The sequence below is a fragment of the Pseudoxanthobacter soli DSM 19599 genome (assembly GCF_900148505.1).
GTDB classification, from domain to species: Bacteria; Pseudomonadota; Alphaproteobacteria; order Rhizobiales; family Segnochrobactraceae; genus Pseudoxanthobacter; species Pseudoxanthobacter soli.
Map to the genome: position 1 here is coordinate 80803 of NZ_FRXO01000001.1, position 14930 is coordinate 95732.

The following is a 14930-nucleotide window of genomic DNA, read 5'->3' on the forward strand; positions in this document are numbered from 1 at the left end:
CGGCATCGTGCACCCCGCGCGATGCCGGCGAGGGCGTCCGGTCCCGTGAGCCGGCTTTTATCCGCCGTGGCCGGTGATCATCAGCAACGCGGACAGCGTCGCGACCGAGCCCAGGGTCGAGAACAGGATCGTCTTGGCGGTCACCACCGCTTCCCGTCCGTAGAATTCGGCCAGCATGAACGGTCCCGTGCCCGTGGGCAGAGCCGCCATCAGCACGGCGATGGCCGTCAGCATTGGCGGCAGCCTGAAGACATAGGCCGCCAGCAGCCACGTCACCGCCGGATGGACCGCAAGCTTGAACACGGTCAGAATCACGGCGGACCTGGTATGGCCGCCTTCGCCGGAAGGCCGGCGTTCCGCAAGGAACAGCCCGAGGCCGACGAGCGCGCAGGGGCTCGCTGCGCCGCCGAGCAGCTTCAGAAACGTTTCCGCCCCTGTGGGGACGGCGAAACCGGTCGCCGCGTAGAGCGCGCCGAGCACGGGCGATACCAGAAGCGGATTTTTCGCGAGCGAGCGAATGACCTTCCACACCAGCGGCGCCACACGGCGCTCGCTTTGCAGGCCGATCTCGATCAGCACGATCACGACCGCGAACACGCCGCAGACGGTGAGGATCGCGGCAATCGTGATGGCGGGGAGCGCATCGCGGCCGAATGCCATCAGCCCCAGCGGAAAGCCCATATAGCCGGTGTTGGGATAGGCCGCGTTCAGCCCGTCCAGGCTCGCGTCCGCCAGATGCCGGGGTGAGCGCCAGCGCAACGCCAGGGTGACGGCAAGCACCGACAGCGAACCGAGCCCATAGGCCGCGGCAAAGCCCGGCTGGTAAAGCGCGGTCCAGGAGGTGTTCGCCATCACGTCGAACAACAGCGCGGGCAGCGCCAGATAGACCACGAACCGGTTGAGTTCCGTCGTCGCATTCGGCCCGAGCACGCCGAGGCGCCGGCACAGGAAGCCGGCCAGCACGAGCGCGAACACCGGCAGAACCACCGTGAGCGTGGCAAGCATCGCAATCGACGTCCTGAGCCATCGGACCCGGCGGGCACCGGCCCGCGGCCGGGGCGTCCGACGATCGAGAAGGGTAGGGAAGTTCGGCGGTCGAGGCCGGCACCCTGCCGGGTCCGCCCGACAGGGTGGGGCCCGGCTCCAGGGTTCCGGACCGACGATCTTGGCCTATGGGATCGCCGCCGCCCCGTCAACCGCAGGCAGGCCAGCGGCGCGATCAAGCCGCCAGCCGGCAGGCGTCGCGGCCTGCGCCGTCAATCTTTCTCCGGCTCGTCCCCGTCGGGCGCCGTCTGGGGGTCGTGCGTCGCGACCACGCCGGTCGGCTGCGAGAAGGCAGGAGGATCGCTGGCCGGGAAGCTCTCCTCCAGGGCCTCATCGATCTCTGCTTCGCTCGGGCCGTCGCCCGACGGCGCGTCGTCCGGCGCGCGGGTGGAAACCACGCCCGTCGGCTGGGAAAACGCCGGCGGATCGCTCGCCGGGAAGCTGTCCTCGATGGCTTCGTCGATCTCGGCCTCGCTCGGCGTGTCCGCCGAGGGCGCGCTGTCGGGATCGCGCTCGGCAACGACACCGGTCGGCTGGGAGAAGGCCGGCGGATCGCTTGCGGGAAAGCTGTCCTCGATCGCCTCGTCGACGGCCGCCTCATCCACCACGGCTTCGTCCTTGCCCTTCCGGGCGCCAGAGGCCGGTCCGTTCGTCTTTCCGTCGGTCGTCATCAGTGCGTCCTTCCGGTGTCCCCGCTTCGGGTTCGATGGGATCGGCGACCGCGCCGGGTGCCTTGTGATCTGTCCCGCCGTCCTGCTGCCTACCGTGGCCTGCTCGCGGCGTTACGGTCTTTCACAACCGCCGGACCGGCCTTGTGGTTCATCGGCCGTCTGCTTCCGGCGTCCGCCTCAAGCTCTACGCTCGCCATCCGGCCGCAGCCTGTGGTGCATCGCCGTTGTCGCCGGCCGGGACCGCTCGTCTCGGACGGCTTGCCTTATGGCAGCAATCTCGCACACCGTTGCAAAGCTTTCGAGATATCTCATCAGTATAAAGCATAAAAACAAAGAAGGGTCGTTCCGGGGAACGACCCTTCCATTGTCTGGCCGCAATCCGAGCGGAAAGCTCGGCGTCGTATTACGAAGCGTAGGTCTCCGCAGAGGCAAGGACCCAGGACCTGTAAGCCGACGAGAGCGACGGATGACAATGAGACACTGGATCACCTCCTTTCGATTGTTGACGGACAAGTTGAGTTTGGAATGCAAAATGAGTCGTGTAAAGCCGGGATTTTTCGCGCTGCGAAAGATTTTTTGAGCCGGCCTGCGACCGAATCGCGCGCTTCCGGGGCGCACGGCGCGCCATCGCGCTTGAACTCCGCGCGGTTTCAAACTAGGTCGGCAGCAAACGGCACGCGCCCGCCCGCGCGCGCCCCGGGCCGCCCTCCGGGCGATCCGGCCCACGGTTCCGAAAGCTTGCGTTCCGATGTCCGATCCTTCCGACGATACGCCGTCCGCGCGGCGTCGCACCTTCGCCATCATCTCCCATCCGGACGCCGGTAAGACGACGCTCACGGAAAAGCTCCTCTTGTTCGGCGGCGCCATCCAGCTCGCGGGCGAGGTGCGCGCGAAGAAGCACGGCGCCCAGACCCGTTCCGACTGGATGGGCATCGAGCGGGAGCGCGGCATCTCCGTCGTCACCTCGGTGATGACGTTCGAGTATGACGGCCGCATCTTCAACCTGCTCGACACCCCCGGCCACGAGGACTTCTCCGAGGACACCTATCGCACGCTGACGGCGGTCGATTCCGCCGTGATGGTGATCGACGCCGCGAAGGGCATCGAGGCGCGCACGCGCAAGCTGTTCGAGGTCTGCCGCCTGCGCGATATCCCGATCGTGACGTTCATCAACAAGATGGACCGCGAGAGCCGCGACCCGTTCGACCTGCTCGACGAGATCGAGAAGACGCTCGCCCTCGATACCGCGCCGGTGACGTGGCCGATCGGCCGGGGCCGCTCGTTCGTCGGCACCTACGACCTTGCCCATAATCACATCCGCCTGATCGATCGCGACGAGGAGGCGATCCCGGTCTCCGGGCCGGACGATCCGAAGGTGATCGACCTGCTTCCGCCTGACGAGCGCGACGCCTTCCTCGAAGAGATCACGCTGGCGCAGGAGGCCTGCAAGCCGTTCGAGCTCGATGCCTTCCGCGAAGGGCACCTGACGCCGGTGTTCTTCGGCTCGGCGCTGCGCACCTTCGGCGTGCGCGACCTGATCGACGCGCTGGCAGCATTCGCCCCGTCGCCCCGCGGCCAGCAGGCCGATGGCCGCACCGTGCTGCCGGACGAGACGCGCATGACCGGCTTCGTGTTCAAGATCCAGGCGAACATGGACCCGAACCATCGCGACCGCATCGCCTTCCTGCGCGTCTGCTCGGGCAAGCTCACCCGCGGCATGAAGGCGAAGCTCGTCCGCACCGGCAAATCGATCAGCCTCAACGCGCCGCAGTTCTTCTTCGCCCGCTCCCGCTCGCTCGCGGAAGAAGCGTTCGCCGGCGACGTGGTCGGCATCCCCAACCACGGCACGCTTCGCATCGGCGACACGCTGACGGAAGGCGAGGACGTGCTGTTCCGCGGCGTGCCGAGCTTCGCGCCGGAAATCCTGCGCCGCATTCGACTTCAGGATCCGATGAAGGCCAAGAAGCTGCGCGAGGCGCTGCAGCAGATGGCGGAAGAAGGCGTGGTGCAGATGTTCCTGCCGAAGGACGGCTCGGCGGCCATCGTCGGCGTCGTCGGCGCGCTGCAGCTCGACGTGCTGGTGGAGCGGATGCAGGCCGAATACGGCCTGCCCATCGGCTTCGAGCAATCGCGCTTCACGGTCTGCCGGTGGATTTCCAGCGACAGCCGCGCCGATCTCGAGAAGTTCGTCGAGGCCCAGCGCTCGGCGATCGCCGACGATCTCGACGGCGCGCCGGTCTTCATGGCGACGTCGGCGTTCTCGCTGAAATACGAGCAGGAGCGGGCGCCGCAGATCGTGTTCTCGGAAGTGAAGGACTATCAGGTCCGCCAGTCGGCCTGAGAATACGCGCACGCCTGAGGCGGCAAGGGGGCGCAGGCATCCCCTTGCCATGCGCGGCTTCTTATAGCCACTTCATGCCCTGGTAGTCGCCGACATAGCTGAACAGGCTTTTGCCGTCGCACAGCATCTCGTGCAGGTAGGCGGGGCTGTATTCCTTCGGCTCGTAGGCGAAGAACTGGCTCATCGCCGGCAGGGAAGCCCCCTGCTTGCGCGGCAGCAGGCTGCTCTGTTCCAGCGCGACGAGATAGCAGAGCACCACGAGTTCCGAACAGAACAGCGACACGTCGCGGCCGCTCAGGAGCGCATCGAGGATCTTGTTGATCCGGTCGGTGTTGCTCACCTTGTTGGTCGAGAGTGTGATCGATTTCGCCGCGCCGGACAGCGAATAGGTCAGCCGCCCCTTCGCATTGGCGTGGAAGCCGAGCAGCATCTTCGCGGTTTCGCAGGCACCGATCGCGACGTTGCGGTGCGCGGTGCGGAAGACGCGGTACTTGAATTCCCGGTCCGTGGTGGCGAGGCAGTTGTGCTGCAGCCCGTGACCGTCCATTTCGGCGATCATGTCGTGCGAAGTCGCAATGCCGGCATGGACCCAGCGCGCGTCCAGGCCTGCGGAGCCTACTGCCTGTCCGGCCAGAATGCCGAGGCCGATTCCCGACAGCGTCACATGCTTGATGAGGATATCGCCCGGCTGGATCGGTCCGCCCGGCTTTGTTGCCGGCTTGCGGAACAGCTCCTTAAAGTAGCTCTCGCCAAACATCATTGATCCTTAAACGAACGAATTGGCGCCACTATAGAGAGAGGCGCTTTTCCAGTTCAAGGATCGGCGTGTTTTCTAGTCTTTCGTATTCTTTCATTTCGATATTTTTACAAGAAATAACATGGGCTTCGCATTTATTAAATGTTGGTAAGCTGCTGCCCTGCCTTACTTGCGGCGCCCGCGAAGCGCTTTCATGGCGCGTGGCGCCGGTCTCCGGGAGCGGAAACCGGCGCTACGGCGTCGGATCGCCGGCGATCAGACGGCGACGGAAATGTTGTCCTGTCCGGCCTGCCGGGCATGGAGGTTCGCCACCGCGTTGCGGATGATCGCCATGCCGGCGTCTCCGGCGAGCGTCATGATCGATTCCGGGTGGAACTGCACCGCGGCGATGGGCTCGGAGACATGCTCGATGCCCATCACCACGCCGTCCTCCGTCTGCGCCGTCACCACCAGATCGGCGGGCAGGCAGGAGGTGTCGGCGATCAGCGAGTGATAGCGCCCGACCTCGATTTCCTCCGGCATCCCCGCGAACAGTGCACCGGGATGGGTGACGCGGATCGTGGAGGGCTTGCCGTGCATCGGCAGCTCGAGCTGGCCGAGACGGCCGCCGAAGAACTCCGTCAGCGCCTGCAGGCCGAGGCAGACGCCGAAGATCGGCAGGCCGCGGGCACGGGCGCGGGCGATGGTGGCCGCGCAGTCGAAGTCCGTCGGCCGGCCGGGACCGGGCGACAGCACCACGAGATCCGGATCGACCTTGTCGAAGGCGGCATCGGAAACCGGCACGCGCAGCGTCGTCACCTCCGCGCCGGTGCGGCGCAGATAATCGGCGAGCGTGTGCACGAAGGAATCCTCGTGATCGACCAGAAGCACGCGGCGATGGCTGGTCGCCGCCGCGCCTGCCGGTGCCACGGCCAGCTTCGGCGGGTTCGCCGCCTCGCGGATCGCGGCCAGCATCGCCGAGGCCTTCAGTTCGGTCTCGCGTTCCTCGTCCATCGGCACGGAATCGAACAGCACCGTCGCCCCGGCACGCACCTCGGCGATGCCGTCCTTGATGCGCACGGTGCGCAGCGTCAGGCCGGTGTTGAGGTCGCCGTTGAAGTGCACGATGCCGACCGCGCCGCCATACCACGCGCGCGGGCTCTTCTCGTGCTGCTCGATGAAGCGCATCGCCCACTTCTTCGGGGCGCCGGTCACCGTCACGGCCCAGGCGTGGGAGAGGAAAGCGTCGAGCGCGTCCATGCCCTCGCGCAGCATGCCCTCGATGTGGTCGACGGTGTGGATCAGGCGGGAATAGAGCTCGATCTGGCGCCGCCCGAGCACCTTCACGCTGCCGGGCACGCAGACGCGAGCCTTGTCGTTGCGGTCGACGTCCGAGCACATGGTCAGCTCGGCCTCGTCCTTCTTGGAATTGAGCAGCTTGCGGATCTGCGCCTCGTCCTCGATGGCGTTGCGGCCGCGGGCGATCGTGCCGGAGATCGGGCAGGTTTCCACCCGCCGCCCGTCGGTGACGCGCACGAACATCTCCGGCGAGGCACCGACCAGCCACTCGCCGGCGCCGAGATTCATGAAGAAGCCGTAGGGCGCCGGATTGATCGCGGAAAGCCGGCGGCTGATCGCCGAAGGCGCGGCGAGGCAGCGCTCGGTGAAGGTCTGGCCCGGCACCACCTCGAACAGGTCGCCGCGGCGGAAATAGTCGAGTGCCTTGGCAACCGTCTCGGCATATTCGCCGGGGGCATGATCCCCCCGCCCGACGTCCTTCTCGCCCGGCTTGAACGGCAGCTTGTCGCCGTCGCGGGGCAGGCCGGCGGTGGAGGCGCCGCCAACGGTGAAGTCATAGGCATAGACCGTGGCGCGCTTGCCGTAGTGGTCGACGATCAGGATCTCGTCGGCCAGGAACAGCGCGAGGTCGCGCTGGTCGGCCGGGCGGGCGAGCCGCAGCGGGATCGGCTCGAACTGGAATGCGAGATCGTAGCCGAACGCGCCGGCGAGGCCGAGATAGGGGTCCTCGCCCGACTTGAACAGCGCCACCACCGCCCGCACCGCCGTGAACACGGACGGCTGCCGGCTGCGCTCCTCCTCGGTGAAGGGGCCGTCCGGCTCGGCGATCTCGACCACGAACCGGCCGGCGTCACCTTCCGTCCGCGTCAGCGCGGGCTCGGCCGCAAGCGCCGCTTCTATCGCGGGAAGCAGCACGCGGCCACGCGCGTTGAGCGCGGTCACCGTCAGTGTGCGGCCGGAGGCTTCGAGTGCGAGCGGCGGATTGACGAACGCGATGTCCCAGCGGGTGTATCGGCCGGGAAACTCGTAGCTCGACGAGAACACCGCCCCGCGCTCGGAATCGAGCCGGTCGACCCAGGCATTGATGGCGCCCAGATAGGCGATGTCGTGTGCCGCGCGATCGACGGCGACGCCGCCCGCGGTGACGTAATGAAGTTCGGCCGAGCCGCCCATTCCTCTCTCCCTCGCACTTCCGCCGGACAGGGGGCGGGCGGCTGAAACGAACAAGGCCGCCCGGTTTCCCGTGGCGGCCCTGTGTTCACATGTCCCGATCGGTCACGCGCACGACGACGGCCGCCCTCAAGAGGCGCGCCGCCACCAGCCAGCGTTGAACGAACGGATCATCGACATGGCACTCTGTTTAAGCGCAAGCGGCGGCGATTGCAATGCTGCGCCGCGCGTTCCGGAAAGGCCGCGGCAGCCCTCTGCCGACAGGCTTCTCGGCGCGCCTTCGCACAGGCCTCGCCCGGCGCCGGCAGCGATGCGTCCGGCGTCTGGCCGTGCGGCTCAGGAGGCCGGCTTCTCCACCGGCTTCTTCATGGGAAAGGACGCCTTGCGTGTGAAGATCCAGATCGCCTTGCCGTTCGGGTCGATATAGGCGCGCCGGGCGTCGAAGGCGGGATCGTGACGCATCTCGTCGAGGATGCGCTGCTGGAAGGCGAAGCTCGGAAAATTGAATCCGTCCTGACCGAGAATGCCAGGCTCCGGCGAGACAACGATGTCGCTGAAGCTGAAGGCCTGCTCGTAAAGGCTCCAGTCCGACCATGTATAGCCGTTGATGTAACGCTCGTTCAGCCCCTGCCGCAGCGACATGAATTCCAGCGTGCCGCTATAGACCGGGCCCGGAGAGGTAAAGAGCACGGTCGATCGTTTGCCGGGCTCCCTTGTCTTCAGCGTCGCAATGATCTCCGGAAGGATCGCCTTGCTGGCATCGTCGATGATCGCGACCCTCGGATCGTCCAGTCCCGTGCTGCCGGTCTTCGGAGTCCAGGCGGCGGTGAAGACGGCCGCGCCGAGGATGCCCACGATCTTCGGCGAAGGGCGCACCGCCTCGACGATGGCTCCGAGCGCCCAGACGGTGACGGCGATCACGGGGCCATAGAAGATGCTGCCGATATAGAAGGTCTTCACCGAGCTTGCCGTCGGGATGAGGTAGGCGACGAGAACGGTCAGGACCAGTCCTGCAAGTCGAAGAAGCCGCTGGCGCTGCCGGAAATGGATCAGAACGGCTGCGCAGATGATCAGGATCGGAATGCAGGCGTACCAGACCCACCCGAGCAGCCGGAAGGCGTTGGGATACACCAGATAGAAGACGATATGCTCGATTCTAGAGGCGTTAAGGCTCCAGACGCCCTTCTCGACGATGAGCGTGGAGTAGATGTAGTCCCAGACATGTCGCCAGCTGAAGATCATGTATAGGACGATGGGGGCGAGTGCCGCGCAGAGCATGATTGCAAAGCGAACGAGCGTCGCTTTCGAACCGGCCGGACGCGCCGTCAGGAAGGCGATGCCGAACTGAAGCACCATCCCGGTTCCGAGAACGACGATCGCCGCCGGCATCCCCGAGGGCTTGGTGAGGACCGCGACGCCGATCAGCAGGCCGTAGGCTGCGGCCGCGCGCAATCGAATGACCGCCAGATCCACGGATGCCAGCAGCGCCACGGCGAAGCCGATCAGCAATCCCCAGACAATGTCGGGGCGGAATTCGGAGATGACATAGCCGAACATGGGGGCGGCGAGCATCGCCATGATGATGCCGACCCGCGACCAGTCGGGTATGCGGCCGAGGGCACGCCAAGCCAGCACCGCAAACGCGAGCAGCCAGAGGGCGTTGAGCGCGTATGGCCCCCAGGCCTCCGTAGCACTTAACAGCAGCCCGAACGTGCCGATCACGGCGAAGACCGGCGAGTGCGCCGGCATGACCGTGAAACTGCGGAGAAAGCCGCCAAGCCCCTGATATTCGAGAGTGCCCAGGCGGGAGATCGCATCGATCAGATACGAGACGTCGTCGTAGATCGGAACAACCGCCAGTCGTCCTGCGTGGAGAAGATACGAAAAGGTGCAGGCGAAAAAGAAGACGCAGAAAAGGACCAGGAAACCCCGTGCGATCTTCGACGTCTCTCCCATGGAAAATGTCTCTCGCTCGCTGAAAGGTGCCTTTCGGGAGCCGCCATCATAACGAAGTCGAGCGAGGATGGCAGGGCAAAATCCCTAAATACGCAGCGAGGCGTCCGTCACGCTTTGGATGCCGCTGCATCTGCTGAACCAACCGCGCGGCCTGGAACGGATCGAGCACGCCTGAAGGGGAAATGCTCCACGCTTTCGACCGGGAACAATGTTCCTGCCGATCGGATGGTTCCGTCCGATCGCAATGCGCTCTGGGCAGCACCGCCGGGCGGACTGGCGGGCACGTGGGGGAGCGGTACACCAGCGTCGGCGGCGGGCGGCTTTCGCGCCGGAACCGGCACAGGCGACGGGCGTTCTCTCTGTCAAGCTCGCTGGAAGGCGCGGGCCTTACAATGGAGACGATATCGTGGGCATTGAATTCGGCGGGCTGCTTGGTCTGATCATCCTCGTTCTGGACATCTACGCCATCATCAGGACGGTCCAGTCGGGCGCATCCACCGCCGCGAAACTGATCTGGGTGGTGGTCATTCTGGTGCTGCCGGTGCTGGGCCTGCTGGCGTGGCTGATCGCCGGCCCGAACTCGCCGCGCACCTGACCGGCGTCACGCCCGGCAGTGTTCGATCAGCCGGGCGATGAAATCCATGCACTTGTCGAGTTCGGCGACCTCGATGAACTCGTCCGGGGTGTGGGCCTGCTCGATGGAGCCCGGGCCCACCACCACCGTCGGGATGTCGATGCCCGAGAACAGCCCCGCCTCGGTGCCGTAGGCGACCTTCGCCAGGTCGTTGCGTCCGGCAAGCCGCATGGCGAGGCGCGTGACCTCGTCGTCGACGCCGGTATCGAGGCCCGGTATTCCGGACAGATATTCGAACCGGATGCCCGTCTCGGGTGCCACGGCGTGCATTTCCGGTTCCAGCACCGTTCGTGCGAAGGCCTCGACCTCGGCGATCACGGCATCGCAATCGACCTGCGGCAGCACGCGGAACTCGAACGTCACGGTGCAGAGCTCAGGCACGATGTTGACGGCGGTGCCGCCCTCGATCACGCCGGTATGGGTGGTCGAGACCGGCACGTCGTACATGGAATCGGCCGGACCGGCCGCCCATTTCTGCCCGAGCTCGCGGATGAAGACAACGAGACGGGCCGCATACTCAACGGCATTGACCCCGAGCGGCGCCAGCGAGGAATGGCACGGCCGGCCGGTGACGACGGCCTGGTAGCTCCGTTTCGCCTTGTGGGCGACCACCACCTGCATCGAGGTCGGCTCGCCGACGAAGCAGGCGAGCGGCAGCAGGGGCTCCGCCCGCAAGTCCTCGATCAGGCCGCGCACGCCGGTGCAGCCGACTTCCTCGTCATAGGAGAAGGCGAGATGGATCGGCCGCTTGAGGTCGGCCGCGAGCATCGCCGGCACCGAGGCGAGGCAGCAGGCGAGAAAGCCCTTCATGTCGACCGCGCCGCGGCCGATCAGCCGGTCGCCGTTGCGCGTCAGCGTGAACGGGTCGCTGCTCCAGAGCTGGCCGTCGACGGGAACGACGTCGGTGTGGCCTGAAAGGATATAGCCGCGCTCGTCCGCGGGTCCGATCGTGGCCCACAGGTTGGCTTTGTCTCCGGCCGGGTCGTAGACGCGCTTCGTCGGAACCCCGAGACGGTTCAACTCGGCCTCGGCCCAGTCGATCAGGGCGAGATTGGAGTTGCGGCTCGTCGTATCGAAGCCGACGAGGCGTTCGAGCATGGCGATGGCGTACGAACTCATGCCGGAAATGTGCTCCCCCATCAGGCGCGGCCTCAAATGTTTAAACGGCCGGGCGCCCGGGCGGAATGCGAAATAAGCCCGCGGCGGATTATTCCCCCGGTCTCGGCGTCCGCCGGTTCCATCCGTTTTGCCGGCGCCGCGGAATTTCGGGTTGGCGGAACGCGACCGGCCGAATATTCCCTTTGGGGCGCTCTGCGATCGGATGGAATCATCCGACCGGGAAGAAATCGCTCTGGATCCAAGAGCTTGAGCCTGTGATCGCCATTCGGATCGGTTCGGTCCGAAGGGATAGGCTCTACCGCCACGTTGCGGCACTGGCAGGGAAGGGGCCTCCGATGTCCACCGCGGGCAAGACGATGCGGCGACATTTCTACGAAATCCTGGAGGGAGACGACCGCCACGATGCCATCGGGCTCATTGTCCACTATCTCCTGATCACCCTGATCTGCGTCAGCGTGCTGTTCTCGATCATCGTGACCATTCCGGAGGTCCACGACGACTGGGGCGTCTGGTTCGAAATCAGCAGCGTCTTCATCTTCAGCGTCTTTCTGACCGAATATATCCTCCGGCTCTGGGTCAGCGTGGAAGACCCGCGACGCAAGGCTATGGGCCCGGTCGCCGCCAGACTCTCCTATGCGAGAAGCTTCGAAGGCATCATCGATCTCATCGCGATCCTGCCCTTCATCTTCGTGCACCTGTTCCACCTCGATCTCAGGGTGTTCGCGCTTCTCCGGCTGCTGCGCTTCCTCAAGCTGCTGCGCTATTCCACCGGCATCGCAGCGCTCGCGGAGGCGATTGCCGCGGAACGCCAGACGCTGCTCGCCTGCCTCGTGGTTCTCATGTCGGTCGTCACGGTGTCGGCGACCGTGATGTACCAGCTCGAAGGTCCGGTGCAGCCGCAGGCCTTCGGATCCATCCCGCTCGCGATGTGGTGGGCGATGGAGACGGTGACCACGGTCGGCTATGGCGACATCATCCCGGCGAGCCCCGTGGGGCGCATCATCGGTGGCGTCACCATGATCATGGGGCTGATCGTGCTCGCGCTGCCGATCGCCATCGTGGCGACCTCGTTCAGCGAGGTCATCCGGCGGCGCGGCTTCGTGGTGAACTGGGCGACGCTCACCCGCATTCCGCTGTTCGACGGTCTCAACACTGACGTGCTGGCGGAGATCCTCTCGATCGCGAGAGCGGAGACCTACGATGCCGGCAACCACGTCCTGCGCGCGGGGGACAACGCCAGGAGTCTTTATGTGATCGCGGTCGGCGACGTCGAGGCGATGCAGGGCGACGAGACGCGGCGGCTGGCGGACGGCGATGCCTTCGGCGGTCCGCTTCGCTACGGCGGCGCCGAGACGGACGCAGTCATCCGCGCCTTGACGCGCACGCGCATCATCGTGCTGCCGGAGAAGGACCTGCATTCGCTGCTCGGCCGGCGCCCGGTGTTCGCGGCCCGCATCAAGCGCCTCGCCAAGGGCGGTTCCGAAGCCCACGGCTGACACGAAAAAGAAAAGCCCCGGCACCGATGGCGCCGGGGCTCGAACCCTGTCCGGCCGAAAGGGGCCGGGCTGGGGCGCTTCAGATCACCACGCCGCCATCTTGGCTTCGAGGTTCTCCGCGATCTTGTCGAGGAAGCCGGTGGTGGACAACCAGCTCTGGGTGTCGCCGACGAGCAGCGCCAGATCCTTCGTCATGTAGCCCGACTCCACCGTCTCAACGCAGACCGCTTCCAGCGTGTCGGCGAAGCGCTTCAGATCGGCATTGTCGTCGAGCTTGGCGCGATGGGCGAGGCCGCGGGTCCAGGCGAAGATCGAGGCGATGGAGTTCGTCGAGGTCTCCTCGCCGCGCTGGTGCTGGCGGTAGTGGCGGGTGACGGTGCCGTGGGCGGCCTCGGCCTCCACGGTCTTGCCGTCCGGCGTCATCAGCACGGAGGTCATCAGGCCGAGCGAGCCGAAGCCCTGGGCCACGATGTCCGACTGCACGTCGCCGTCATAGTTCTTGCAGGCCCACACATAGCCGCCGGACCACTTCAGCGCCGAGGCGACCATGTCGTCGATCAGGCGGTGCTCGTAGTGGATCTTGGCGGCCTCGAAGGCCTCCTTGAACTCGGTGTCGTAGATCTCCTGGAAGATGTCCTTGAAGCGGCCGTCATAGGCCTTCAGGATCGTGTTCTTCGTGGAGAGATAGACCGGGTACTTGCGCAGCAGGCCGTAGTTGAGCGAGGCCCGCGCGAAGTCGCGGATCGAGTCGTCGAGATTGTACATGGCCATCGCCACGCCGGATCCCGGGAAGCTGTAGACTTCCTTCTCGATCTTGGTGCCGTCCTCGCCAACGAACGAGATCGTCAGCTTGCCCTTGCCGGGCACGCGGAAGTCGGTGGCGCGGTACTGGTCGCCGAAGGCGTGGCGGCCGACGACGATCGGCTGGGTCCAGCCCGGCACGAGGCGGGGCACGTTCCGGGCGATGATCGGCTCGCGGAAGATCACGCCGCCGAGGATGTTGCGGATGGTGCCGTTCGGCGACTTCCACATTTCCTTGAGGTTGAATTCCTTCACCCGCGCTTCGTCCGGGGTGATGGTGGCGCACTTTACGCCGACGCCCACGCGCTTGATCGCCTCGGCGGCCTCGACCGTCACCTTGTCGTTGGTGGCGTCGCGGTTCTCGACGCTGAGGTCGTAATATTCCAGCGGCACGTCGAGATAGGGATGGATCAGCTTGTCCTTGATGTACTGCCAGATGATCCGGGTCATCTCGTCGCCGTCGAGCTCGACGACAGGATTTGCGACCTTGATCTTCGCCATGTTTGCCTCTCGGGTGCGTGCGCGGATAAATCGGATGGCACGGGTGGTGGCGGGGAGGGCCGGAGGGGGAGTGCCCCGGCGGCCCGGAAGGGCCTGAAACGTCCCGGTTGCTATAACACCGCCTTGCCGCCCGGGCCAAGCGAGACGCGGCGTCAGGACGGAGACGATTTCCGCTTCCCGCCTGCGGATCGCGATGCGTTGCGGCCCCGCTCTCGCATCCCGCGGCGATGTGGGGCATAAGCCCGCGTTCGAGAGACGACACACGCGGCATCGAGGGCAGACATGAGCGAACCGGCAGCGGACGAGACCGATCCGACCGTGGGTGCGGGCGAAGCGGCCGCGCGCGCGCCGGTCGTCGTGCTGGTCGAGACCCAGATGGCGGAGAATATCGGCACCGCCATCCGCGCGATGGCCAATTTCGGGCTGTCCGAACTGCGCCTCGTCAAGCCGCGCGACGGATGGCCGAACGAGCGCGGCATCGCCGCCGCCTCGCGCTCCGACGAGGTGCTCGCCGGCATCACGGTGTTCGAGACGCTTGAAGAGGCCATCGCCGATTGCGATCTCGTGCTCGCCACCACGCGGCGCGAACGCGACATGATCAAGGAAGTGATCGGCCCGGACGAGGCGGCGCAGCGCTCCCTTGCCGCCGCCCATGCAGGGCGACGGGTCGCGATCCTGTTCGGCCGCGAGCGCATCGGCCTCACCAACGACGAGGTCGTGCGCTCCGACGCCATCGTCACGCTGCCGATCGATCCGCGCTTCGCCTCGCTCAACATCGCCCAGGCGGTGCTGATCGTCGCCTACGAATGGCGCCGGGCGGTGACCGGGGGCGCGCTGCCGTTCTCGAGCTTCGAGGGCGGCGAGGCCGCCACCATGGCCGAACTGCTCGGCCTGTTCGAGCATCTCGAATCGGCGCTCGAAGCCGCCGGCTATTTCCGTTCCGAGGACAAGCGTGCGGTGGCCGTTCGCGCCTTCCGCAACATCTTCCAGCGCATTTCGCTCACCGGGGGCGAGGTTCGCACTCTGCGCGGCGTCGTCGCCGCCCTGGAAGGGCGCCCGACCCGGCCCTCCAAGGAGAAGGGCCCCGCCCGAACGCCGCCGGGAACGAAACCCTGACCGGCGCTCGCGGCGCTGGACGGGCGGGCGCGACGGGAGGATGTTG

Annotated in this window: 11 protein-coding genes; 4 read left to right on the forward strand and 7 right to left on the reverse strand. The window is 66.1% G+C overall.

The window, feature by feature from the left end; translation table 11 throughout:
* Window positions 1-57: 57 nt before the first annotated feature.
* Together BUF17_RS00335 and BUF17_RS23135 are read right to left on the reverse strand one after the other, a co-directional pair.
* Window positions 58-1005: an AEC family transporter gene (locus BUF17_RS00335; RefSeq protein ID WP_073625248.1), complete on the reverse strand. Its 948-nt coding sequence runs from the start codon at window positions 1003-1005 to the stop codon at window positions 58-60.
* A gap of 251 nt (window positions 1006-1256) precedes the next feature.
* A complete protein-coding gene (locus BUF17_RS23135; protein ID WP_244530713.1) occupies window positions 1257-1715 on the reverse strand; it encodes a hypothetical protein in 459 nt (152 codons plus the stop codon).
* Between the two features lie 748 nt (window positions 1716-2463).
* Between BUF17_RS23135 and BUF17_RS00345 the strand changes: the two genes are divergently transcribed.
* Window positions 2464-4056 carry a peptide chain release factor 3 gene (locus tag BUF17_RS00345; RefSeq protein WP_073625249.1) on the forward strand — a complete coding sequence of 531 codons (1593 nt, stop codon included), beginning with the start codon at window positions 2464-2466 and terminating at the stop codon, window positions 4054-4056.
* 61 nt (window positions 4057-4117) lie between these two features.
* Here the strand turns inward: BUF17_RS00345 and BUF17_RS00350 are convergent, their stop codons facing one another.
* The 3 genes from BUF17_RS00350 to BUF17_RS00360 all read right to left on the reverse strand — a co-directional run bounded on the left by BUF17_RS00350 (window position 4118) and on the right by BUF17_RS00360 (window position 9217).
* Window positions 4118-4813, reverse strand: a complete 696-nt coding sequence (locus BUF17_RS00350; RefSeq protein WP_073625250.1) for a hypothetical protein — start codon at window positions 4811-4813, stop codon at window positions 4118-4120.
* A 255-nt stretch (window positions 4814-5068) separates the two neighbouring features.
* Window positions 5069-7264, reverse strand: coding sequence for an anthranilate synthase (locus BUF17_RS00355; protein WP_073625251.1), 2196 nt, complete (start codon window positions 7262-7264; stop codon window positions 5069-5071).
* A 333-nt stretch (window positions 7265-7597) separates the two neighbouring features.
* Complete coding sequence (locus BUF17_RS00360) at window positions 7598-9217, reverse strand: ArnT family glycosyltransferase (protein WP_073625252.1); 1620 nt, start codon at window positions 9215-9217, stop codon at window positions 7598-7600.
* A 406-nt stretch (window positions 9218-9623) separates the two neighbouring features.
* Here BUF17_RS00360 and BUF17_RS23140 point away from each other — a divergent pair, with 406 nt between their 5' ends.
* The gene (locus BUF17_RS23140; protein ID WP_073625253.1) at window positions 9624-9812 is read left to right on the forward strand and encodes a PLDc N-terminal domain-containing protein; all 189 of its coding nucleotides are present in this window, start codon (window positions 9624-9626) and stop codon (window positions 9810-9812) included.
* A 6-nt stretch (window positions 9813-9818) separates the two neighbouring features.
* Here BUF17_RS23140 and argE read toward each other — a convergent pair whose 3' ends face one another.
* Window positions 9819-10970 (reverse strand): acetylornithine deacetylase, encoded by a 1152-nt coding sequence (gene argE / locus BUF17_RS00370; RefSeq protein ID WP_073625926.1) that lies wholly within the window; start codon window positions 10968-10970, stop codon window positions 9819-9821.
* A 335-nt stretch (window positions 10971-11305) separates the two neighbouring features.
* Here argE and BUF17_RS00375 point away from each other — a divergent pair, with 335 nt between their 5' ends.
* Window positions 11306-12466, forward strand: a complete 1161-nt coding sequence (locus tag BUF17_RS00375) for a cyclic nucleotide-gated ion channel (RefSeq protein ID WP_073625254.1) — start codon at window positions 11306-11308, stop codon at window positions 12464-12466.
* Between the two features lie 84 nt (window positions 12467-12550).
* On the opposite strand, the gene BUF17_RS00380 is transcribed toward BUF17_RS00375, so the two are convergent.
* On the reverse strand, window positions 12551-13768 hold the full coding sequence (locus tag BUF17_RS00380; RefSeq protein WP_073625255.1) for an NADP-dependent isocitrate dehydrogenase: 1218 nt from the start codon (window positions 13766-13768) through the stop codon (window positions 12551-12553).
* A 282-nt stretch (window positions 13769-14050) separates the two neighbouring features.
* Between BUF17_RS00380 and BUF17_RS00385 the strand changes: the two genes are divergently transcribed.
* Window positions 14051-14884 (forward strand): RNA methyltransferase, encoded by an 834-nt coding sequence (locus BUF17_RS00385; RefSeq protein ID WP_073625256.1) that lies wholly within the window; start codon window positions 14051-14053, stop codon window positions 14882-14884.
* The last annotated feature ends 46 nt before the right edge of the window (window positions 14885-14930 follow it).

What these genes read in the sequence shown, in the direction of transcription:
- BUF17_RS00345 (WP_073625249.1), top strand. Translation starts at nt 2,464, where the DNA reads ATGTCCGATCCTTCCGACGATACGCCGTCCGCGCGGCGTCGCACCTTC.
- BUF17_RS00375 (WP_073625254.1), top strand. Translation starts at nt 11,306, where the DNA reads ATGTCCACCGCGGGCAAGACGATGCGGCGACATTTCTACGAAATCCTG.
- BUF17_RS00360 (WP_073625252.1), bottom strand. Translation starts at nt 9,217, where the DNA reads ATGGGAGAGACGTCGAAGATCGCACGGGGTTTCCTGGTCCTTTTCTGC.
- BUF17_RS00355 (WP_073625251.1), bottom strand. Translation starts at nt 7,264, where the DNA reads ATGGGCGGCTCGGCCGAACTTCATTACGTCACCGCGGGCGGCGTCGCC.
- argE (WP_073625926.1), bottom strand. Translation starts at nt 10,970, where the DNA reads ATGAGTTCGTACGCCATCGCCATGCTCGAACGCCTCGTCGGCTTCGAT.
- BUF17_RS00380 (WP_073625255.1), bottom strand. Translation starts at nt 13,768, where the DNA reads ATGGCGAAGATCAAGGTCGCAAATCCTGTCGTCGAGCTCGACGGCGAC.
- BUF17_RS00335 (WP_073625248.1), bottom strand. Translation starts at nt 1,005, where the DNA reads ATGCTTGCCACGCTCACGGTGGTTCTGCCGGTGTTCGCGCTCGTGCTG.
- BUF17_RS00350 (WP_073625250.1), bottom strand. Translation starts at nt 4,813, where the DNA reads ATGTTTGGCGAGAGCTACTTTAAGGAGCTGTTCCGCAAGCCGGCAACA.
- BUF17_RS23135 (WP_244530713.1), bottom strand. Translation starts at nt 1,715, where the DNA reads ATGACGACCGACGGAAAGACGAACGGACCGGCCTCTGGCGCCCGGAAG.
- BUF17_RS00385 (WP_073625256.1), top strand. Translation starts at nt 14,051, where the DNA reads ATGAGCGAACCGGCAGCGGACGAGACCGATCCGACCGTGGGTGCGGGC.